The sequence below is a fragment of the Methanobacteriaceae archaeon genome (assembly GCA_030656015.1).
Lineage (GTDB): Archaea > Methanobacteriota > Methanobacteria > Methanobacteriales > Methanobacteriaceae > UBA349.
On the sequence record JAUSNX010000001.1, the window covers coordinates 450,853 to 469,771 of the forward strand.

General features: G+C 35.8%; 32 protein-coding genes and 2 tRNA genes. All 34 read right to left on the minus strand.

What is annotated here, in order from left to right:
- Window positions 1-351: 351 nt before the first annotated feature.
- On the minus strand, window positions 352-1,602 hold the full coding sequence (gene eno, locus Q7I96_02240) for a phosphopyruvate hydratase (protein ID MDO9626433.1): 1,251 nt from the start codon (window positions 1,600-1,602) through the stop codon (window positions 352-354).
- Between the two features lie 40 nt (window positions 1,603-1,642).
- On the minus strand, window positions 1,643-1,816 hold the full coding sequence (locus tag Q7I96_02245) for a DNA-directed RNA polymerase subunit K (GenBank protein MDO9626434.1): 174 nt from the start codon (window positions 1,814-1,816) through the stop codon (window positions 1,643-1,645).
- 228 nt (window positions 1,817-2,044) lie between these two features.
- Window positions 2,045-2,274 (minus strand) — tRNA-Gln (locus Q7I96_02250).
- Between the two features lie 3 nt (window positions 2,275-2,277).
- Window positions 2,278-2,445 (minus strand): DNA-directed RNA polymerase subunit N, encoded by a 168-nt coding sequence (locus Q7I96_02255; protein ID MDO9626435.1) that lies wholly within the window; start codon window positions 2,443-2,445, stop codon window positions 2,278-2,280.
- Window positions 2,446-2,536: 91 nt separating this feature from the next.
- Window positions 2,537-2,938: a 30S ribosomal protein S9 gene (locus Q7I96_02260; protein ID MDO9626436.1), complete on the minus strand. Its 402-nt coding sequence runs from the start codon at window positions 2,936-2,938 to the stop codon at window positions 2,537-2,539.
- A 33-nt stretch (window positions 2,939-2,971) separates the two neighbouring features.
- On the minus strand, window positions 2,972-3,394 hold the full coding sequence (locus Q7I96_02265) for a 50S ribosomal protein L13 (GenBank protein ID MDO9626437.1): 423 nt from the start codon (window positions 3,392-3,394) through the stop codon (window positions 2,972-2,974).
- Between the two features lie 16 nt (window positions 3,395-3,410).
- Window positions 3,411-3,776: a 50S ribosomal protein L18e gene (locus tag Q7I96_02270; GenBank protein MDO9626438.1), complete on the minus strand. Its 366-nt coding sequence runs from the start codon at window positions 3,774-3,776 to the stop codon at window positions 3,411-3,413.
- Between the two features lie 13 nt (window positions 3,777-3,789).
- A complete protein-coding gene (locus tag Q7I96_02275; GenBank protein MDO9626439.1) occupies window positions 3,790-4,626 on the minus strand; it encodes a DNA-directed RNA polymerase subunit D in 837 nt (278 codons plus the stop codon).
- Complete coding sequence (locus Q7I96_02280) at window positions 4,583-4,975, minus strand: 30S ribosomal protein S11 (GenBank protein MDO9626440.1); 393 nt, start codon at window positions 4,973-4,975, stop codon at window positions 4,583-4,585. Before Q7I96_02280 ends, Q7I96_02275 begins: the two co-directional genes overlap by 44 nt.
- 11 nt (window positions 4,976-4,986) lie before the next feature.
- Window positions 4,987-5,523, minus strand: coding sequence for a 30S ribosomal protein S4 (locus Q7I96_02285; GenBank protein MDO9626441.1), 537 nt, complete (start codon window positions 5,521-5,523; stop codon window positions 4,987-4,989).
- A 46-nt stretch (window positions 5,524-5,569) separates the two neighbouring features.
- A complete protein-coding gene (locus Q7I96_02290; protein MDO9626442.1) occupies window positions 5,570-6,025 on the minus strand; it encodes a 30S ribosomal protein S13 in 456 nt (151 codons plus the stop codon).
- A gap of 169 nt (window positions 6,026-6,194) precedes the next feature.
- Window positions 6,195-6,279 (minus strand) — tRNA-Ser (locus Q7I96_02295).
- Between the two features lie 322 nt (window positions 6,280-6,601).
- Window positions 6,602-7,609 (minus strand): RNA-guided pseudouridylation complex pseudouridine synthase subunit Cbf5, encoded by a 1,008-nt coding sequence (locus Q7I96_02300; protein ID MDO9626443.1) that lies wholly within the window; start codon window positions 7,607-7,609, stop codon window positions 6,602-6,604.
- 131 nt (window positions 7,610-7,740) lie between these two features.
- Window positions 7,741-7,968, minus strand: a complete 228-nt coding sequence (locus Q7I96_02305) for a 50S ribosomal protein L14e (protein MDO9626444.1) — start codon at window positions 7,966-7,968, stop codon at window positions 7,741-7,743.
- A gap of 1 nt (window position 7,969) precedes the next feature.
- Window positions 7,970-8,488, minus strand: coding sequence for a cytidylate kinase family protein (locus Q7I96_02310; GenBank protein ID MDO9626445.1), 519 nt, complete (start codon window positions 8,486-8,488; stop codon window positions 7,970-7,972).
- Window positions 8,488-8,754, minus strand: a complete 267-nt coding sequence (locus Q7I96_02315; GenBank protein MDO9626446.1) for a 50S ribosomal protein L34e — start codon at window positions 8,752-8,754, stop codon at window positions 8,488-8,490. The genes Q7I96_02310 and Q7I96_02315 overlap by 1 nt, the downstream gene beginning before the upstream one ends.
- Window positions 8,755-8,872: 118 nt before the next feature.
- The gene (locus Q7I96_02320) at window positions 8,873-9,439 is read right to left on the minus strand and encodes an EMC3/TMCO1 family protein (protein MDO9626447.1); all 567 of its coding nucleotides are present in this window, start codon (window positions 9,437-9,439) and stop codon (window positions 8,873-8,875) included.
- 189 nt (window positions 9,440-9,628) lie between these two features.
- The gene (locus Q7I96_02325) at window positions 9,629-10,186 is read right to left on the minus strand and encodes an adenylate kinase (GenBank protein ID MDO9626448.1); all 558 of its coding nucleotides are present in this window, start codon (window positions 10,184-10,186) and stop codon (window positions 9,629-9,631) included.
- A gap of 32 nt (window positions 10,187-10,218) precedes the next feature.
- Window positions 10,219-11,562, minus strand: a complete 1,344-nt coding sequence (gene secY, locus Q7I96_02330) for a preprotein translocase subunit SecY (protein MDO9626449.1) — start codon at window positions 11,560-11,562, stop codon at window positions 10,219-10,221.
- Between the two features lie 48 nt (window positions 11,563-11,610).
- On the minus strand, window positions 11,611-12,048 hold the full coding sequence (locus Q7I96_02335; GenBank protein ID MDO9626450.1) for an uL15 family ribosomal protein: 438 nt from the start codon (window positions 12,046-12,048) through the stop codon (window positions 11,611-11,613).
- Window positions 12,049-12,188: 140 nt separating this feature from the next.
- The gene (rpmD, locus tag Q7I96_02340; protein ID MDO9626451.1) at window positions 12,189-12,647 is read right to left on the minus strand and encodes a 50S ribosomal protein L30; all 459 of its coding nucleotides are present in this window, start codon (window positions 12,645-12,647) and stop codon (window positions 12,189-12,191) included.
- 21 nt (window positions 12,648-12,668) lie between these two features.
- On the minus strand, window positions 12,669-13,313 hold the full coding sequence (gene rpsE, locus Q7I96_02345) for a 30S ribosomal protein S5 (GenBank protein MDO9626452.1): 645 nt from the start codon (window positions 13,311-13,313) through the stop codon (window positions 12,669-12,671).
- A 2-nt stretch (window positions 13,314-13,315) separates the two neighbouring features.
- Window positions 13,316-13,897: a 50S ribosomal protein L18 gene (locus Q7I96_02350; protein MDO9626453.1), complete on the minus strand. Its 582-nt coding sequence runs from the start codon at window positions 13,895-13,897 to the stop codon at window positions 13,316-13,318.
- Window positions 13,898-13,908: 11 nt separating this feature from the next.
- The gene (locus Q7I96_02355; protein ID MDO9626454.1) at window positions 13,909-14,358 is read right to left on the minus strand and encodes a 50S ribosomal protein L19e; all 450 of its coding nucleotides are present in this window, start codon (window positions 14,356-14,358) and stop codon (window positions 13,909-13,911) included.
- 395 nt (window positions 14,359-14,753) lie between these two features.
- Window positions 14,754-15,080 (minus strand): 50S ribosomal protein L32e, encoded by a 327-nt coding sequence (locus Q7I96_02360; GenBank protein ID MDO9626455.1) that lies wholly within the window; start codon window positions 15,078-15,080, stop codon window positions 14,754-14,756.
- 26 nt (window positions 15,081-15,106) lie between these two features.
- A complete protein-coding gene (locus tag Q7I96_02365; GenBank protein MDO9626456.1) occupies window positions 15,107-15,640 on the minus strand; it encodes a 50S ribosomal protein L6 in 534 nt (177 codons plus the stop codon).
- A gap of 8 nt (window positions 15,641-15,648) precedes the next feature.
- Window positions 15,649-16,041: a 30S ribosomal protein S8 gene (locus Q7I96_02370; GenBank protein ID MDO9626457.1), complete on the minus strand. Its 393-nt coding sequence runs from the start codon at window positions 16,039-16,041 to the stop codon at window positions 15,649-15,651.
- 21 nt (window positions 16,042-16,062) lie between these two features.
- Entirely contained in the window at window positions 16,063-16,215 is a 153-nt protein-coding gene (locus tag Q7I96_02375) for a 30S ribosomal protein S14 (GenBank protein ID MDO9626458.1), read from the minus strand.
- Between the two features lie 2 nt (window positions 16,216-16,217).
- Window positions 16,218-16,724: a 50S ribosomal protein L5 gene (locus tag Q7I96_02380; protein ID MDO9626459.1), complete on the minus strand. Its 507-nt coding sequence runs from the start codon at window positions 16,722-16,724 to the stop codon at window positions 16,218-16,220.
- Window positions 16,725-17,453 carry a 30S ribosomal protein S4e gene (locus Q7I96_02385; protein ID MDO9626460.1) on the minus strand — a complete coding sequence of 243 codons (729 nt, stop codon included), beginning with the start codon at window positions 17,451-17,453 and terminating at the stop codon, window positions 16,725-16,727.
- Between the two features lies 1 nt (window position 17,454).
- Window positions 17,455-17,808, minus strand: a complete 354-nt coding sequence (rplX, locus tag Q7I96_02390; protein MDO9626461.1) for a 50S ribosomal protein L24 — start codon at window positions 17,806-17,808, stop codon at window positions 17,455-17,457.
- A 10-nt stretch (window positions 17,809-17,818) separates the two neighbouring features.
- Window positions 17,819-18,217 carry a 50S ribosomal protein L14 gene (locus Q7I96_02395; protein ID MDO9626462.1) on the minus strand — a complete coding sequence of 133 codons (399 nt, stop codon included), beginning with the start codon at window positions 18,215-18,217 and terminating at the stop codon, window positions 17,819-17,821.
- Window positions 18,218-18,538 carry a 30S ribosomal protein S17 gene (locus tag Q7I96_02400; GenBank protein ID MDO9626463.1) on the minus strand — a complete coding sequence of 107 codons (321 nt, stop codon included), beginning with the start codon at window positions 18,536-18,538 and terminating at the stop codon, window positions 18,218-18,220. It abuts the gene before it with no gap.
- Window positions 18,539-18,549: 11 nt separating this feature from the next.
- The gene (locus tag Q7I96_02405; protein ID MDO9626464.1) at window positions 18,550-18,831 is read right to left on the minus strand and encodes a ribonuclease P protein component 1; all 282 of its coding nucleotides are present in this window, start codon (window positions 18,829-18,831) and stop codon (window positions 18,550-18,552) included.
- Between the last annotated feature and the right edge of the window lie 88 nt (window positions 18,832-18,919).

The following is an 18,919-nucleotide window of genomic DNA, read 5'->3' on the forward strand; positions in this document are numbered from 1 at the left end:
TTTTTAATAATAGCTCTGTAATTCTAACATTATAGATAGAGTAACATGATGCATTTTTTCAACAATTTAATAGATTAAACTCGTCAACTTTACAAAATCATCAGTATTGAATATTTTTATGAGATTTATTCAATTTATCTTGAGTATAAAGTGAGGATAATCTATAAGATTACCATTTAAATATTTTTATAAGTATTCTTAAAGTTCAAATAAATTGAACTATGATTGTAATAACTTCAATAGACCATATAATTTGAAAAATCATGGGTTTTTTAGTTTGATAAATAAAATAGTGAATAATTAGTAAATAATTATTCATCTGACTTATTCAATCTGATTTAAGTCAAAACTTTATTTATCCAAAATGGCCATTGAAGGATTGGAAAGCTCTTCTTCAATACGTATAAGTTCATTTAGTTTAGCTATTCTTTCTCCACCTAAAGCTCCTGTTTTTATTAAAGGAGCTGAGAAAGCAACAGCTAGATGAGCAATAGTTTCATCAGTAGTTTCACCAGAACGGTGCGATACTACAGGAACGTATTGATTCTCTTTAGCTAATTTCACAGTTTCATAAGCGTCAGTGAGAGTTCCAATCTGGTTAGGTTTAATGATAATAGAATTTCCAGACTTCTGATCGATTCCTTCCTGTAATATATTCTTGTTAGTTACAAAAAGGTCATCACCACAAATCAGGCATTTATCTCCTATTTTAGCTGTCAATTCTGAGAATCCAGTAAAGTCAGCTTCATCCAGTGGATCTTCCACATATAACATATGGTAAGTTTCAATAATTTCTTTTACAAATTCAATTTGCTCTCCAGTATCTCGAGCAATGTTCTCTTGGCCATAGATATATTTTTCCTGAGAAGCATCCCACATTTCACTAGCAGCCATATCCAGAGAAGGCCTGATTTTTATGCCCATTTCATCTCCGACTTCTTCACAGGCTTTAGCCTGCATTTCTAAAGCATCGTCGTTTGAAATATTAGGGGCCCATCCACCTTCATCACCTTTTCCACCAGTGAAAGATTTATCTTTGGCTTGAATAAGCTCTTTTAATCTTTTGTGAACATTAGAATTTGCAAAAACTGCTTCAGTAATATTACTGGCACCTACAGGAACGATTAAAAATTCCTGAATATCCGGAGCGTGTTTACCAGCATGTGCTCCTCCATTAATCATATTACCTAAAGGATAAGGAATTTCAGTTTTCATATTGCCACCTAAAAACTTGTATAGGGGCATATTATATGATGCAGCAGCTGCCTTGGCCACTGCCATGGAAACAGCAACCGTGGTATTACCACCAATTGAGGAAAGATTTTCAGTTCCATCAATCTCTTTTAAGACCATATCTATATCTTGCAGGTCTTCAGCATCCATTCCAATCAATTCAGAAGATATTACATCTTCTACTTCACCGATTATTTTGTCTACCCCACCTTCAGGGAAAGCCACAACTTCTCTGGAACCAGTACTGGCACCGCTGGGTGCAGCGGCACGGCCAAAACCATTCCATGTTATGACATCCACTTCTAGAGTAGGGTTTCCTCTACTATCTAAAATTTTACGTACACGGACGTCTTCAATAACGCTATCCACAAAAACACCTCTTATGAAAAAATAGTGGTTTAATTAGTGGTTATTTTCTTATATCTAAAGGGATAACTTTCTTTTTAAGTTCTAAAGTAGCTATATCTATAGGATCCAGAGAGTCAGGTACCTTAACTAAAGGTTTTGCTCCCATAGAAAGCTGAAGAGCTCTTGCGCCTATAATTCTAGCTTTTTCAAATCGGGTTAATTTACTTGATACCATTAAATCTCTCCTCCATGATCATTAAGGATTCTTTGAATTCTTTTTGAATTCTAAATTCAGCAAGAATCAATAATTTAAATCGAAAATGTTGAATCACTGATTAAAAAATATAATTCTTGCATCTGAGTTGAGATATAATATTAATTAAACTTTCGAGTTATTAAACTTATCAAGAATTTTATATTATTTAATATATATTCTTAATAAGAATAACTGAAGTTAAAATGATGGGACCGCCGAGATTTGAACTCGGGTCTCCAGCGTTCCGGTGTTGACCATCCCCGTTCCAGTTGAAAGAATTATATTTAGCCAGATAAATATTAAAATTTCTTAAATTATTTTAAATTATCTGGAATAACTCCATATAATTGGCAAAATAAATAGGCCAATTATGATTAATACATAAATTTAAATTTGTTCAATGGCTGGGAGGATGGACCAAGCTACCCTACGGTCCCCTTTTACCAGGTCTCAACATGGGCAATTAACATTCTTCTACAACAGTATCTGGAAAGTCCCAGATCATCTAAAACCACTTTAGGATCTTCACCTTCGGCGGTCCTATTTTGATATTCATCAAAATATGCTGAAACTGCTTTACCACAGCTTATACATCGTATTGGGATCATAACAAATCATCAATCTTTTTTTTTATTATATTTTTAATACGAATTAAAGATAAATTTGTATGGATAAAAAATATTAAAAAAATTATCGAATTTATCGATAACTCTTCTGTCTTCGTGCTCGAGCGCCTCTTCCACCATACTTTTTAGGTTCGGAACGTCTAGGGTCTCCTACGAGCATAGTTCTGTCGTACTGGACGAACTTTTCTTTGAGATCCATATCATTGGTCCACTGGACCAGGCCTTTAGCAATAACCATACGGGCTGCTTCAGCTTGGCCCATAACTCCCCCACCAACAACTTTAACGTCGATATCAACATCATTGATGATATCACCAGCTAAGGTTATTGGTTCAGCGATTTTCTGTCGGGCAAGTTCTGGATCGTAGAGTTCTACAGGACATTTATTTATCCGGATCCTTCCTTTTCCCTCGTGGAATGTGCCTCTAGCAATGGCAGTTTTCCTTTTTCCACTTGTATGAACAACTTTCTTCATCGTTACACATCCTAATTAAATATAATCTTTAGATTAAAATTTAGCTCCTAAAAGCTTAGAAATTTCTCCAAGATCTGTATTTTTCTTAATATCCCTTGCTTGAGCTTCAGGAACTTTAGAAGCTTCTACTTCCAAAAATTCACGAGGAACACCAACAAAAGCCTTAAGGTTTTTGTAAGCTGCTCTACCTGAAGTTTTCCGGTAAGGTATCATTCCTCTTACAGTTCTTCTGAATATATCATCTGGTCTTCTAGGATATTTAGGACCCATTTTCCTAGGGTTAGAGATACTAGCCCTGTCGAGTCTTTGTTTGTATCTAGCGTAAGCCCAATCCGTTGATCCAGTGATAATTATCTTCTCTGCATTGAGAACTACCACATTTTCTCCATCGAGAAGTTTTTTACTTACCACACTGGCAAGTCTTCCCAAGATGTGTCCGTCTCCATCGATAATCATAAAAACACCACGTTATTTATTCTAAGATTCTGATGTTGCTACCTTTAGGATTTTGTTCCATAGCGGTACCAATATCAAGGCACTCTCCACCTGCACTTTCAATTTTTTCTTGGGCCGATTTAGAGAAGCCTAGAGCTACCACTTGTACTTTGTGGTTAAGATCTCCACTTCCTAAAACTTTTCCAGGTACTAAAACTGTTTCATCATCACTGGAATGTCTATTTATAGTAGATAAGTTAACTTGAGCTTTTCTACGAGTAGATCTTCCCAGCCTTTTTGCAACATCTTTCCAGATAGCTGCTTCTTCTGAGTTGGATTTTTTCTTAAGATTCCTAATAAGTTCAGTAATGTTAGGGTTAGTCTTGGTAATTTTTCTTACCATTGATTAGCCTCCTTCACAAAATGTTAATAATCTTGTCCGCTTTTTCTGATAAAACGTCACAAGCTTTGATTAAAACCTCTTCCGGAGGTGTTGAACCGTCAGTTTCGATCGTGAAAATGAATTTCTGGTCATCAAAACCGATATTTATTCTTCGAGCTTCACATGCTCGGAAACAACTCTTACACATGGAACAGTTCTCTAAATCAACTACTTTGACTTCTTTAGCCTTTTCATCGAATTCAAGAACTCCTCTAGGGCAGACATCGGCACATTTTTGACATCCCTCGCAACCTTCACCAATAGTTATTTGAGGATAGAATTTATAGGCACAAGCAGTGGTTGGTTCCCACTTAGCATGTTCCATTCCAATCCCTAATCGGGCAGTTGCTTCTAATTCAACTTCATCGTCGTCTTTGAGTTTCAGAAGAGGTATAGTATCATAAACTGGTTTTATTCTTGAGTCTTCTGAAGATAAGTCTTTGGAATAAACAACTCCAGGTCCTTTTTTCTTTAGAACCAGAGAAACACTGCACTTAGAGCAGTAATCCTCACAGTCACATTCTTCAGGTAATACCAGACCTTCAATAGATTCAGAATCAGACACCAAAGGTGTTAATCCTAATCTATGGGCTAGAACCTCGTCGAACATGGCGGAGTCATTTTTAATAATGTGTACGTCGTCAATTGCCATTTTAGGAACTTCCATCATGCACACTCTACGAATGGCATTGACAAAAGACAAATCCGCACCGTTGATCGTGAAAACGAGTTCATTCTCATTCTTCTTTTTGACTTCAATCTCCATATTAGACCCTTCTTCCTCTCTTACCTCCAGGCCTTCCGGTACCATCGTGAGGTATGGGAGTTACATCTTCAATTTTACCTATTCGTATTCCTGCTCTGGCTAAAGCCCTTATTGTAGCTTGAGCACCAGGACCTGGAGTTCGAGGACCGTTTCCGCCTGGAGCACGTACTTTAATGTGCAGTCCTACAATTCCTTTTTCTTTAGCATCGTCAGCAGCTCTTGTGGCAGCTTCCATAGCAGCGAAAGGAGATGATTCCTGTCTGTCAGCTCTTACAACTTTTCCACCAGACCATTGAGTAATGGTCTCGGCTCCAGTAACATCAGTAATGGTTATTATTGTATTGTTAAATGATGAGTAAATATTAGCAATACCCCATTTTTCTTTTTCAGCCATTATAACGCCTCTTAATTATTTTTTTCCTCAGCAGGTTTATTTTCTTGCTTGGTTTGGAATTGTTTGGCCACTGGGGATGAAGCATAATAACCTATATTATCTTCTTCGCCTCTTTTTACCATATAACTTGGTGAATCAATCTTCTTACCATTTAAGGCAATGTGTCCGTGGACAACAAAGATTCTGGCCTCTTTAGCAGTTCTAGATAGACCTTTTTGGTGAACCATAGTTTGTAATCTTCTTCGAAGAACATCTTCTACAGTCAGATCCAAAACGTTGTCTAGGTGAGCATTTTCTCCTAACATTCCAAATCGGATTAAGTGTCCTAATAACTGTTCTCTTTCCCCTTCAGTGTGTTCAGTAGAAAGACCCAGTAAGTACCTAGCGTCCCTTCTGTATCTCCGCACCATAGTTTCGGCTTTCCAAATTTCTTTCTTATTTCTTAAGCCATATTTGGTTGCCAGCTTATTTTCTTCCTTAATCCTTTCAGCATTCCATGGGTGAGGAGGAGTATCGTACTTTTTCCTTGCTTTTCGTGGATGTCCCATAACTATATCTCCTTAATAGTTTTATTTGACAATGATCTTAATAGATCTATTGCCTTCCTCTCCTTCTTCTTACACCAACAGATGAACCTTTTCTGAATGTAGATTTGGTCCTTTGTCCTCTGACTGGTAAACCAACTTCGTGTCTTCTTCCTTTGTAACTTCGAGTTTTCTTCATTCTGTTTAAGTCATCTCGAAGAATCATTACAAGATCAGATTCAATTAAATGTTTAGTTTCACCAGTTACGTAATCTTTACGGCGGTTTAACATCCATTCAGGGACATCATATTTTTGAGGGTCTTTTAGTGCTTCCTCAATTTTTAAAACATCTTCATCAGAAAGATATCCCATTTTTTGATCAAGGTCAAAGCCCATTGCAATACTGATTGCTCGGGATAATGCATTCCCAACACCTTTAATACCAGTTAAAGCGTTTTCTATGGTTTTATTACCGTTTACATCTCTTCGGGCAATACGAACCATATGATTAAAATCATCTTCCATTTTATTTAACCTCCAAATATAGAGCGAATTCGCAACGGGAAAGTGCAAATTCAAGACATTAACTAATGTCTGTTTTTTTCAAATTCATGTGTCAATTTATTTAACGTGCAAAATATTGTCATAGGGGCAAGTCTTAAAAATACTTTAAAACTTGCTATATACCAATAAACGCCGGGACTGGGATTTGAACCCAGGCGGAGAGAATCTCCACAAGATTTCCAGTCTTGCGCCTTACCAAGCTAGACTATCCCGGCCTGTGAGAATATGGGCTAAATAACCTATAATTACTACAACATTTAAACCGTTTTATAACTAGTAAAAAAATATATCATTCTTTTATAGTTTATAGTTTTTGGTATTCAACTCATTAAGAGAGCTATAAAATTTTATATTTATAGTTTTAGACTCTGGTATTCAACTCAGGATAGAGCTATAAAAAATAGCATTTCCATTAATGAATTAATATATTATAGATAAATTATTTTAAATTTATTTATCGAGTTTAGAAAACTTTGAGTATTAAATTCAATTAAAATTCTTGATAAAACAATGAGAATTAATATTTTATTTCATTACTCATTTCCATAGTCTAGGATATGTTTCAGGTTCCATAAAAACCTTTTTTACATCAATCATTATGCCTGTATCAGATTCTATTATTTCCTCTGCAGTTTCTAAACTTTCTCCTGAAGCTACGAGTTCTCCTTTAAGAGTTTGAATTGCTACAGTAGTTCCTTTTTTTATATCTGCATTAAGACTCAAAATACCGCCAGAAGCTAATTTAGCTCCGTGACAAATAGCATCAACCGCTGAATCTCGAATAATAACCTTAGGAAGATGATCCGCTGCTTTTTCCATAGGCAAAATACATTTTCTAATTAAAGATTCATCATTATCTTCTTTCCAGTAATGATAAGCATCAGTAAGATCATGTAATGTGGTGAGTGTTTCATCCTCAACAAAAGATCCAGCTCTAGTTCTTCTCAATTCTGCCATGTGGGCGCCTATTCCTAGGGCTTCACCAATATCGTGACAGTATTTACGTATGTAAGTTCCAGCCTCACATCCAATCTTAAAAAGAACATCTTGACCATCAATTTCAAGAATATCTGCATAATAAACAGTTCTAACCCTTAATTCTCGCTTAACCGCAGATTTTAAGGGAGGAGTTTGGAAAATTTTACCTTGGAATTCATCAAATATCTCTCTAATTTGCTCCTCATCAATCTCCCTGTGAAGTCGAATTAGACAGACATACTCTTTTCCAGCCGCCAGTAATAATTGTATTACTCTAGTCGCATTATTTATCCCAATAGGTAGAATACCTGTAACCTTAGGATCTAAAGTCCCACCATGTCCAGTCTTTTGAGCATTAAGAATTATGCGTACCCATGAATCAATTTCATGAGAAGTAGGTCCAGACGGTTTGTCCAGGTTGATAATTCCTTTTCGCAAATGATCTTCTATGGGACGAGATTCAGGCCAGCATCCATAATCAGGATTAGTTTCACTTTCGGCCTTTATAAGAAAATTTTCCATTTGAATAACCTTAAGAGATAACCTTAAGAGGCGTTGATCTAGCATAAAATGAGTCAGCTATTATGTTTTTTATTTGTTTTGGAATAAATTAATTATAAAAATATCTAAATCATAATTAACTTCAATTAAAACAGAATATCCCTCAACTAAACATATATCAACGCCAAAAAGATCATTTATTCGAGAGCTTCTAGCTCTTTTTTGATCTCTTCAGGATCTTCTGATTTAATTTCTAATACTTGGTCTACCGGTTCCAAGTGTTGTATGTTGCATCTGCGGTTTTTTACAGAAACTCCTACAACTTCTACGAATTTTTCATCAACTATTTCTACAACTACACATTTTTCGCCGGCTTCTCTGCCTGCTGTTTTAATACATACTCTTCCTACTTCTATTGCTGGCATATTAAATCACCTTTGTAACTTTTGCTATTATCTCGGCGACGCTATTAGCTTGAAAACTATTAGTATTCAAGATTAGATCATACACGTCTAAATTGTTAATGTCAATATTATGAATCTCTTCATATCTTAGAGCTTCACTATCTTCACGTATTTGAATTTCTTTCTTAACGACTTCAACCGGTTTGGATTCCCTTTGACTAATTCTTTCAGAACGCACATCAAAAGGAGCTATCATCCATACCTTTAAATCAGCATCCACAAAGTATGCAGAAAGTCTTCCTTCAACAATTAGATTTTTTGACTTTTTAGCCAATTTAGCCTGTCTATGATCAATTTCAGTGTCAATATTTATGTCATCTTCGGCAAGTTTACTGAATTCCAATACATCCATTCCCTTTTCAGCTGCCATCTGCCGGAAAATATCTCCTGCAGAGACAAAAGGAATGTCTAAATTTTCAGACAGTATTTTAGCAGCAGTGGTTGTACCAGTGCCTGCTAAACCACCGATTGTTATGATCATTAGGACCTTGCCTCTGTTTTAAAGAGTTTACGGGAACATTCAGAACATAAATATCCACCGTAAGGTCGGTTAGGTCGCTTTTTAGTCTTAGCTAATTTTTTTATCTCATATGGTCGTCCTCGAGGGACACCATGGAGTAATTTCCCACACTCACCACAAACGTGCTTGCTGGGTTTTTTCTTTTTGTATCTTAAAACTGTTTTTCCACCAGGAGTCCTTTTAAAGGTCCTCTTGTATGATCTGGATCTAAATCTATTTGCTGGCATTTAATCTCTCCTAAATTTAATTTATCATATGAAAATATAATTATGAATAATATTTCAGATTTAATAATAAATTTAAATTAAAAAATTATTAATTAAATATAAAATATTTCATTGGAAATTACATTCCTCCTTTTAAGCCCATGAGCTTACGGAACAATTGGGACATGGCAAATGAACATAGAATATACCATCCTAACCACTCAATGGCACCCACCGGAGTAGTGGCTGCTGTTTTATAAAACATATGCCAAAGAGGGACTAAAAGCACATAATATGCTATTTGAGGAAGCATTACTACAGTATGTGAAATTTGGGGCTGTTGAGACATCCAATAAAACACTATAAGAATCGGTAACATGGTAACTAGCATAGGTTTAAAGGACATGATCATCATGTCTTTTTGTTTTCCCATCATTTCCATCTGTTGCTTTTGCATTTTTTCCATGGATTTAGAGTCACCAGATTTCTGAACTTCCCTCATTTCCTGCTGGAATTCCTGCATTTCTTTTTTTATAGATTCTAATTTATCTTGATCCACTAATAATTTATTAGCTAATGTAATAACAAAAGCTACTAATGTAGAAATCAAGAAAATTGTGAATATAGGATTGTTCGGATTAGGATCCATCGCAATGATTGGTCCAAAAATCGCATCCAACGGCCCATAAATTATTTCAAACACCATTTTTATTTCCTCTTGTTAGAATCATGAATGAATTTTTCATATAATATTATTTTTATTTAATTATAATCAATTATAGAATTAATAATTGATTAAAATATAAATAAAATTACATTTAATGAAGCTATTAACATGATTCATTTGAAATCAAGTAATTTTACAGTAATTGCAATTTGAATCAGCTTAATAAGTTTATTTTAAAGTTTCCACTATATCTGCAACTGAATTATCAAGTTGGTCATTATGGTTTTCAATTATTTTCACTGTTGCACCAGTAAGGGCAGCATATGCCATGGAAACGGATCTATTCATTTCTTGATGAAGATTTATGTCCTTCAACATTTCCATGTCTCGTGTACGAGTAGTATCACTAATCCTTCTTAGTAAAATCTCGTCGGCATCTGCTTCTATTAACACGAAAATATCTGGTTGGAGCTCTTCTAAAACCCATTTTGGAAGTCCCGGCAAAAAACCAGCAGGTGTTTTAATAGTACAATGCGTATCCACGATTATGTTATTTAGCTTTGACCTTTCTTTTATACTTTTTGCTGCACTTTTTTGAATTTCTTTTTGGACATCAGAAGAAAGCAATCTCAATTCATCTCTATCTTCCACAATCCCCTTTTCCTGAGCAATCTGTAGCATTGCATCCCCATAATTAACATTTATATAATCAAGGTTTTCCAATGCATGGTCTAAAACCGTCGTACTTCCAGATCCAGGAATTCCTGCAATAACAACTACTTTCATTTTACTAACTCCTAAAGTTAACTCAGAAAAGATTAGTCTCCTAAGAATTTTCTTAACATAGGGTGCATATCCATGAGTTGTTCCTGAGCAATCTCTTCATACAGCCGGTAAACAATTCCCACAGTAAGTAGCACACCAGTACCTCCACCTAAAGCTCCAGTAAGGTCTGCTCCAAAAGCAAGAAGACCTACAAATGCACCACCCAGTACAGTTATAGCTGGTATGTATTTCTGTAAAATCTTTTCAAACTGCCTTCTACTGCTTCTAAAGCCAGGAATCTGCATTCCCATTTGATGAAGTTGTTTAGCAACGGCTTTAGGTCCGATATTACTTAATTCCACCCAAAGTACTGCAAACAATATACACATTGCTATAAACACTACGCCATAAACTAAAACATGTAAAGGCTCGGTTATTAACATATCCAAACTACGTGGAGGAGTTAATAAATAAGCCAGACCACTGACAGCTTGTCCATTGGATATAGTTCCTAAAATAGGGTATCCAATTTTCTGGAAAATGTTGGCAAATAGCTGCACATTGAGTAGTAATGCACTAGCCAAAATAACCGGCATATTACTAGCATATATAAATCTTAAAGGGTATTTTCCTCTGGCTCCCTTAACTCTACCAGAAGATAGTGGGATTTCTATTCTCATACTTTCCGCATATACTACTACCAAAAATACTATAATAACTGCAAATACTGGAAGTAAATAGTCAAATGACGGAGACCCAGTGGTTAATGAGTATATAAATGCAGGTATTTTTCCCGCAGGAACACCAGGTTGAGTTGGTGAAGAAAGTACATTGAAAGATCCCACAATAATTTCTTGAGATACACTTGCTGCAATGAAAAGACCAACACCACTTCCAAATCCCCATTTAGAAACAACCTCATCCAGAAAGATTATTAAAATCCCTCCAATTGTCATTTGCAATATGAGAATCCAGAAAAATGAGGGGCTTGTAGCTGCTACTGCTCCGGTTAATACCATTACTATAGCTTCGAAAAGTGTAAATATGATAGCCAGGAGTTTTTGAGCTCCTTGAAACAAAGCCTTATCTTCATGCTTGGAAAGATCCAGATTTAAAATCTTACCACCCACCAGCAACTGCAACACAATAGATGCAGATACAATAGGACCTATACCCAGAGTCAGAATGGATCCAAAACTACCTGCCATAACCGCTCTTAATTGAGCAAATTGATCCACAGCAATGGGGCTTAGCCCATATAAAGGAATCTGACAAAGTATAAAATATAATACTACTATTATTGCTGTCCATTTAAGTTTTTCCTTAAATGAAATGCGGTGTTCTGGGTTTTTTACTTGTGGTAAAATAGAAAAAATCGGCTGTAGTTTCTCTATCAATTATTTCACTCCTTAATAAAAATTTTACTAAAAATAAATAATAAAAAATTAGAGAGTTACTGATTCTCCACCAGCTTCCTGAATTTTCTTTTCAGCTAATCCAGAGAATTCCGGGGATTTTACTAAAAGAGCTTTAGTAATTTTTCCTTGACCTAATACTTTGTTGTATCCAAGATCAGTGACATCAATTACAATGACATCATTCTCTTTTTTGGCCAATCCTTGTTCAAGTAATTGCTCTGATTTTTCATCCAAGTAACTTAAATTTACAGGGATAACATCTTTTACTGATTTTTGAGGTCTTTTGAAACCGTATTTTCCAAAGTGTTTTGGATCGTATTTAACAATCCAAGTCCAGCGGTGTTTGTGGCTTCCAGCCATACCTCTTCCACCACGGTGACCTGCTCCTCTTCGCTTCTTAGAACAGCCACCACCAATGGTTCGGGACCCTCTCATTTTGTTTATTTTCCGTTTAGTTCTAATCATTTTAAAATTCTCCTGGAATTTAATTAAGCTGAAATTTTAATAATAAATATTAAACTAAAATTTTTGTAATAATAAAATATTTATAAAAATTTCTATTATATCAGGATTTGGATTAATTGATTGAATATAATAAATTAGGATTACACCATCTTTTTGATGAGTGTCCTAATTTCTTCTTTTCTGTACCCTAGACTTCCACCTTCTTGGAAAGCATTTTTAACGCCTTCGTATCCTTTTCTTGGAGGGTGTAATCTGAATACTTGCTTTATATTAGCATCCTCTAATGTTATTTCAGATTCGAGAACTGCCTTAGCAAATTCTTCAATAGAAGAATATTCAGTATTTTCCTTTATATATTCATCAGTGATTTTGTCTCCACCAGCAACTCGTCCTCTTTTTGTAATGAGTTGAGTTAAAGTTTCTAGATCAATTTCACCCCAAGTTATATAATCCTTAGATTTCAAGAGCATTCCCTTGTAACTTGGGTTTTCATTAATTAGAACGGCGTGATTAATCCTGGTGAGTCTTAACATATCCATGGTAGCTGCGATGTCTTTTTTGACACCGACCGTACCTCTTACCCTTACTACTGCTAGCATATTATCACCATTTAACTGTTATTAGCTGGTACAAACACCCAGATTTTTTAAATCTTTTTTCTGGGCTTTGACTCTGCTCAACTGTTTTAATGCATCAAAGGTTGCACTGGCAAAGTTAACTGTAGTCTGGGTTTGACCACTGGTTTGGGACCATAGATCATCTATTCCAGCCAGTTTCATGATGGTTTTTCCAACATTTCCTATAGCCAGTCCTACTCCTCCAGGAGCAGGCATTATAGTAACCCTGACACTTCCGCTTTTTCCAGACACTTTGAATGGAACTGTGTGTTCTCTTCCACAAACACAACCCCAGTCTCCACAGCCTCTTCTAACTTTGATTATGTTATATTTAGCGTCATCAACAGCTTTTCTGATAGCAGGTCCAACTTCTCTAGCTTTACCTTGACCTAAGCCAACATAACCGTCTTTATTTCCGACAGCTACGATAACTCGGAAGTTAACTTTTCTTCCGGATTTATGCATCCTTTGAACCAAGTTAACATCCATAACTTCTTCTTCTAGATCTGGGAGAAGCTTATCTACGATTTCTAGCTCCATTATAGGAAGTCCTTTTTCAAATATCTCATCGATATCGGTAATTACTCCTTCCTTAACTAAGCGTCCTAAATTAGTTTTAGGCTCCCACTCTTCTTTGTTATAGTTCATGATTATACCTCAGCCTCGTCAATCTTTTTCTTCATATCTTCAAAGTGATCAGGTAAATCAACTGGTGAAAGTCCTTTATCTAAATATTGGGAGAACTTTTTCTTGAGCTCTTCTTCATCTAAAGACTTAGCATATTCTGCTACGTGTTCACCGGTTATTCTGCTCTCATCAGGGAGAATAGATTCTCCATGAGGAATATGTAAACCTGCATCAGATGCACCTTTAAGAGCTGCAAAAACTTTTGAGCCTTTAATTGCTGGTTTTAATCCAATATCTAAAACCGCTGCTTCAACATCATTACTTAAAGCTTTTTTAGCACATAAGTAACCTGTTAAATAAGCCGCTGAAGTATTTTTAGTTCCAGCTAACCATCCTAATCTTTGTAGTTCTTTGGAATGAGCTGAAACAACAGTCTCATCACCAGATTCTGCCACATTGATTATTTGAGCAATAACATGATTATTAGAAATTCTGACAACCAGTCTTGACTTGTCAAGATCGATTAATCTTAATCTGGCATGATAATCAGTTTTTCCTTCTCTTCTTCTTCTAAATGCTACTTTATATCTTGATCCGTGTGCCAACTTAATTCCTCCTACTTCCTGAGCAAGTCATGATCCCGGGCATAGGTTTTCATGTAAGATTTACTTCTGAAGGCACCGCCCTTTGCCATTCTGTAGAGTTTACGATACGTAGTAGTATTAATTTCCCGGTCGTCTCTCATCTGTTTAAGGTCCTTTCTCAAGGCCCTTATGGTAGTCATCCAAGCTTCTTTCTTGGGTCTTCGAGCACCTTTTGCTCCTTTTATACTACCTCTACCTTTTCTTCTTCCCTTGCTTTTTTGCTGGGCTATTTTCTTTGACCTGTAACTGCTTATACCCTGTTGAGGTTTAGCCCTAATTACCTTGTTGTCTATTAGCTGCTTCACGCTTTCCCTGGTTATGGCCCGTGAAACTTCTTCTATTTGTTCAGGATCAATCCATACACGATTTACCCCTACTTTCAGGATATCTGCAGCTAATCTTTTCTGAGTAGTAAGATTCATTTAAGAAACCTCCTTTTTCAGCGTTGAGCTGATAAAATGACTTGAAAAATGGATTTATTAATATAATAATTAATATTAATGCATTTAATTACTATTATCCATTAGATTCAAGTATACCCTTTATCATGAAATGCAGCGCATTTCATTGGATTGGTTTTAACATGAGTACCATGAAGCCATAATTATCAAAAATCATGTTAATTACGGATTCAATGCACTGAAATTATTTAAATTTCCCTTTAACCAAATCCATATGTCCAATAATTTATTCTATAATTTTGAATTAATGATTTAAATTATAATCAATGTATTTTACAAGATTTTATTTAAATTTTTATAATTATTTTTATAATTATATTAAATTCCAATTATGGACATAGCTCAAAAACTGGGCATTATTTGTTAAATATTTTAATGCCAAGTTCTTTTGCTTTTAATAACATCATTTCCTTTTTTCTTTTTCCAACAGTGGAACTAATTCTTCCTGCTTGAATACTAGGATCCAATTTTTCCAATTCTTTTACATTACAAACAAGAATATCTTGATAACCAGAAGGGTGTAAACCTCTTGTAGCTTTTGGAGATCCATAACCAACAGTAGGCATGGCAGGTTTACCCTTTTCATATCTCCTCATTTTACTGGTTTTTCCTCGGGCCCTTCTCCACTTTTGACCAAGCTTTTTATATCTGGCGTATTCTTGCCTTTTGAATTTTTTCTTCATTCAAATCACCATAAGTTTTCATAGCCCTATTCTTTACTAGTAAGGTAAATACCATCTTGGAAAACCCGGGGATCTCGTCCCTTAATTTTAGTGGCTTGTTCCAGATTAGCCATGGTTTGACCCACGTCTTCCTTATTAATACCAGTAATTGTTACTTCTTCACCTTTCACTTGGACTTTTGCACTTCCCACTATTTTAGCGGTACGAGGATATCTCTCCCCCAGGAAGTTTTCTATAGTAACTTTATTTCCAGTCACTTTAACAGTCATAGGAAAGTGAGCGTATACAATTTTCATATGATAAGTAAATCCATCAGTTACACCATGAATCATATTAGTGATATGGGAACGGATAGTGCCTATCATTGCTTTATCCTGTTTTTTAGGAAACTGAGTTTCCAGGACTACTTTATCTTCTTCTTGTTTTATGGTGATGTTTGGGTAAATGAACTTCCTGGAAAGCTTCCCTTGAGGCCCATTTACATTTACCTCATCACTTAGGGTAATATTTACGCCTTCCGGGACTTCTATTTCTTCCCGAATTACAGCTGCTAGAACCATCATATCACCTAATATATGTATGCCAGTAATCTGCCACCAATACCCTTTTCTTTAGCTTCTTTGTGGGTCATTATTCCCTGAGGGGTGGTAACAATAATTATTCCGAAATTTTTAGCTGGCAAGTATCTTTTTTCGAATTTTTCAAATTCATCTTTCTTAACGGCATGTCTAGGTTTTACAACCCCACATTGGTTAATATTACCTTCTAAGTCCACAATGAACTTTCCAGCTTTGCCGTCATCTACATATTCAAATTCACCAATGTAGCCTTCTTTTTGCATAGTCCTTAAGACTCGCCCTATCAATTTAGAAGCAGGGGAAATATTACATTTTCCATTTCCCTGCAACTCATTGTTTCGCATATTAGTCAGGGCATTTGCGAGAGGATCCATAAGAGTCACATTAAACACCTCTTTCCTGTACTAGTTGTACTTTTTAAATCCGATTTTCGGTGCGAGTTCTCTGAAGCACTGTCTACATAACATGAGCCCGTATCTTCTAACCAGAGCAGAGTGATCTCCGCATCTTGAACATTTTCTGGATGCCTTTCCGTATTTTCTTGGCATAAATCTCACCCTTAAACAATCTTAACCTGGAATTTTTCCTGCATAAATTTCATGGTTTCTTCTTTTTTTACCATGTGTTTAGCTGGGATTTTTTTCCGTTGAATTTTCCTTCTTTTAATTCGGTATCCTGGTTTTTCAAAGGTAATTGATAAGTTCATTCCAAAAATACCAATATCTGGATCGTACCTCATTCCAGGGATATCAATATGTTCATTAATTCCAAATGAAACATTACCCTGCGCATCAAACTGTCTTGATTTCAGTTTGTTACCTATACCATCTAATATCATTTTAATAGCCTTATCTGCTCTTTCGCCCCTTAGGGTTACTTTGCAAGCTATAGGTTGATGTTTTCTTATACCGAATTCAGGATTAGTAACTTTTGAGTAAGTTCGAACAGAATTCTGACCAGTCATATTATTTAAAAGCTTTTCGGCTCTGGCCAGTTGTTCTCCACCTTCACCAACACCAATATTCATGGTGGCTTTGGCTATTATTACTTCTTCCATTGGGTTCATTTAGTTTCCTCCAGGAAGTGAAATAACAGGTTCGTCTTTTCCAATAACGAAAACATAATCTTTTAATGTTAGGAAAGTTTTATTTTTTTCAGTTTCCATAACAACTGTGTTAGGCATGGAAGATTTGGTTATATTAATTTCCTTAATTTTACCAATCTCACCAGTGTGTTTACCACCAGTAACCAGACCAATAATACCTTCTTCGAATTTTATAGCTTCTAAAATTTCTTGTTCAGGTACTTTGAGCTTTACCACATCACCCGCAGAAAGCGGATCCTCAGTAATAGAGTTCCGGCCATCATGTAAGTTAAGTTGGGTTTTACCGTCTTTAACAGTGGTTTTGTTTTCAATTTTACATAATTTAAATTCTACATTTTCCTGTGTGATAGGATGTAAAATTAATCTTCCCTTTGCATCAGGCAGTACTCTGTAGACTCCACCATTTTTAGGAATCTGTAATACGTCCATGAAACCAACAGGGAATTTATAGTCCTTCCTTACTTCACCATCTACCAGTATCTCACCACTATTAATGATTCTCTTAGCTTCCCGGGAATTATCAGCAATTCCCAGAATGTCCCTAATGACAATCAATAAAGGTAGTGAACTTTCTATTGCGTGAGGTCCAGCAGCAGGTTTAACTGTCCATTTATCTTCTTTTGGATGAATGGGCCAGTGTTTAGGAGATTTATAACGCTTAAGATGTTTTCTTGATCCCATCTTTGCCATATTATCCCTTCCTTTCCATAATTTTGTTTCTTTTTTCGTCTTTTAAATCCATTTCCACAATAACCAAGTTAGATGGGTGAATTGGGAAGAAAACTGGATTTCCGTCAGGTTTTTGTGTATTAGCACCTTCTACTCGTACACGGTAGTGTTTAAGGTCTACTTTTTCCACTTTTCCTTCGTGATCTTTAAAATCGCCGCGCATAACCTGCACAGTGTCCCCAGTTCTCACAGGAAGAGATCTTCGACCAAATTCTTCTCGAAGATCCTTGCTTAAGGTTACACTCATTAGTTTGTGGCGTGCGTGTAAAGGTGCATTGTAAATGTATTTCCTTTGTTTTCTAGGTTGTTTTGACATTTAATCACCATTAAACAATTATACTAGCCGCGCTTCCTACAGCAGGCCATCGGTCTGCCGCTTCTTTAGCTACTGGTCCTCTGATTTCGGATCCTTTGATCACGCCTTCAGGACTTATAATTACAGCTGCATTATCTTCAAATTTAATTCGTAGACCATCAGCACGTCGGTATTCTTTTTTCTGTCTCACAACAACCGCAGTCATGACTTCTTTTCGCATGTCCACAGATCCTTTTTTGACAGAGACAATAATCATGTCGCCAACTCCAGCCACATCTAGTCTCCTTCGAACACCTTTGTACCCTTTTACAGATATAATCTCTACTTCTCGAGCACCAGTATTGTCAACACATTGTAGTCGGGCACCAACAGGTAGAGCTTTGGTTACATTAGATGTAATAGCCTTCATTTATTTCTCTCCCTTTACCTCAACCACAACAAAATGCTTGGTCTTACTTAAAGGCCTGCATTCTGCTATTTTTACTGTGTCACCTACTTGTAACTCAATACAATCTGGTTTGTGAGCTTTAATTCTTGATTTTCTTTTTTCGTATCTTTCGTATTTACTAATGAACTTGTAAAAACTTCTTTCCACAGTAATGGACCTTTCAGCCTTATCATTAGTAACTATTCCTTCCAGTACTTGTCCTCTGACGGGTAAAGACCCGTGAAAAGGGCAGTTAGGATCATTACATTCGGATTTAGGTTCTGGAACCTCGATGCCAACCATATTATCACCAATTAAATTTTCCTAAATTTCTTTTTAATTCTGTCTTCAGGGCGACTTACCAGAATTTTACCATCAATCTCAACTTTTTGTCCTTCAGGGGTTTGGAAATGAAAAATTGCAACATTTTTAGGAATGATAGACTCATGCCTATCATCCACTTCAACACGAATTGTATTTCGAGTTTCGTCAACAACTTTTCCTTTTATTCCTACCAGCCCCATATTAGAGCTTTCAACTATTTCAACAGTTAAACCAATTAGTTCATGCTGAAATAAATTTTGTGGAGTTATCATATTGCCCAAGCATTATATTTTAAATTGAGATTTGAATAAAATTTGGAATAAATGAATTTTAGAAACTAATTAAACAACTAGAATTCTA

Excerpts from the sequence above, each read along its gene's own strand:
- Q7I96_02245 (MDO9626434.1), bottom strand. The coding sequence starts at position 1,816 with ATGGTATCAAGTAAATTAACCCGATTTGAAAAAGCTAGAATTATAGGC.
- Q7I96_02255 (MDO9626435.1), bottom strand. The coding sequence starts at position 2,445 with ATGATCCCAATACGATGTATAAGCTGTGGTAAAGCAGTTTCAGCATAT.
- Q7I96_02260 (MDO9626436.1), bottom strand. The coding sequence starts at position 2,938 with ATGAAGAAAGTTGTTCATACAAGTGGAAAAAGGAAAACTGCCATTGCT.
- Q7I96_02265 (MDO9626437.1), bottom strand. The coding sequence starts at position 3,394 with ATGATTATCGATGGAGACGGACACATCTTGGGAAGACTTGCCAGTGTG.
- Q7I96_02270 (MDO9626438.1), bottom strand. The coding sequence starts at position 3,776 with ATGGTAAGAAAAATTACCAAGACTAACCCTAACATTACTGAACTTATT.
- Q7I96_02275 (MDO9626439.1), bottom strand. The coding sequence starts at position 4,626 with ATGGTACCGGAAGGCCTGGAGGTAAGAGAGGAAGAAGGGTCTAATATG.
- Q7I96_02280 (MDO9626440.1), bottom strand. The coding sequence starts at position 4,975 with ATGGCTGAAAAAGAAAAATGGGGTATTGCTAATATTTACTCATCATTT.
- Q7I96_02285 (MDO9626441.1), bottom strand. The coding sequence starts at position 5,523 with ATGGGACATCCACGAAAAGCAAGGAAAAAGTACGATACTCCTCCTCAC.
- Q7I96_02290 (MDO9626442.1), bottom strand. The coding sequence starts at position 6,025 with ATGGAAGATGATTTTAATCATATGGTTCGTATTGCCCGAAGAGATGTA.
- Q7I96_02300 (MDO9626443.1), bottom strand. The coding sequence starts at position 7,609 with ATGCTAGATCAACGCCTCTTAAGGTTATCTCTTAAGGTTATTCAAATG.
- Q7I96_02305 (MDO9626444.1), bottom strand. The coding sequence starts at position 7,968 with ATGCCAGCAATAGAAGTAGGAAGAGTATGTATTAAAACAGCAGGCAGA.
- Q7I96_02310 (MDO9626445.1), bottom strand. The coding sequence starts at position 8,488 with ATGATCATAACAATCGGTGGTTTAGCAGGCACTGGTACAACCACTGCT.
- Q7I96_02315 (MDO9626446.1), bottom strand. The coding sequence starts at position 8,754 with ATGCCAGCAAATAGATTTAGATCCAGATCATACAAGAGGACCTTTAAA.
- Q7I96_02320 (MDO9626447.1), bottom strand. The coding sequence starts at position 9,439 with ATGGTGTTTGAAATAATTTATGGGCCGTTGGATGCGATTTTTGGACCA.
- Q7I96_02325 (MDO9626448.1), bottom strand. The coding sequence starts at position 10,186 with ATGAAAGTAGTTGTTATTGCAGGAATTCCTGGATCTGGAAGTACGACG.
- Q7I96_02335 (MDO9626450.1), bottom strand. The coding sequence starts at position 12,048 with ATGATTAGAACTAAACGGAAAATAAACAAAATGAGAGGGTCCCGAACC.
- rpmD (MDO9626451.1), bottom strand. The coding sequence starts at position 12,647 with ATGCTAGCAGTAGTAAGGGTAAGAGGTACGGTCGGTGTCAAAAAAGAC.
- rpsE (MDO9626452.1), bottom strand. The coding sequence starts at position 13,313 with ATGAACTATAACAAAGAAGAGTGGGAGCCTAAAACTAATTTAGGACGC.
- Q7I96_02355 (MDO9626454.1), bottom strand. The coding sequence starts at position 14,358 with ATGAATCTTACTACTCAGAAAAGATTAGCTGCAGATATCCTGAAAGTA.
- Q7I96_02360 (MDO9626455.1), bottom strand. The coding sequence starts at position 15,080 with ATGAAGAAAAAATTCAAAAGGCAAGAATACGCCAGATATAAAAAGCTT.
- Q7I96_02365 (MDO9626456.1), bottom strand. The coding sequence starts at position 15,640 with ATGGTTCTAGCAGCTGTAATTCGGGAAGAAATAGAAGTCCCGGAAGGC.
- Q7I96_02380 (MDO9626459.1), bottom strand. The coding sequence starts at position 16,724 with ATGAACCCAATGGAAGAAGTAATAATAGCCAAAGCCACCATGAATATT.
- Q7I96_02385 (MDO9626460.1), bottom strand. The coding sequence starts at position 17,453 with ATGGCAAAGATGGGATCAAGAAAACATCTTAAGCGTTATAAATCTCCT.
- rplX (MDO9626461.1), bottom strand. The coding sequence starts at position 17,808 with ATGTCAAAACAACCTAGAAAACAAAGGAAATACATTTACAATGCACCT.
- Q7I96_02395 (MDO9626462.1), bottom strand. The coding sequence starts at position 18,217 with ATGAAGGCTATTACATCTAATGTAACCAAAGCTCTACCTGTTGGTGCC.
- Q7I96_02400 (MDO9626463.1), bottom strand. The coding sequence starts at position 18,538 with ATGGTTGGCATCGAGGTTCCAGAACCTAAATCCGAATGTAATGATCCT.
- Q7I96_02405 (MDO9626464.1), bottom strand. The coding sequence starts at position 18,831 with ATGATAACTCCACAAAATTTATTTCAGCATGAACTAATTGGTTTAACT.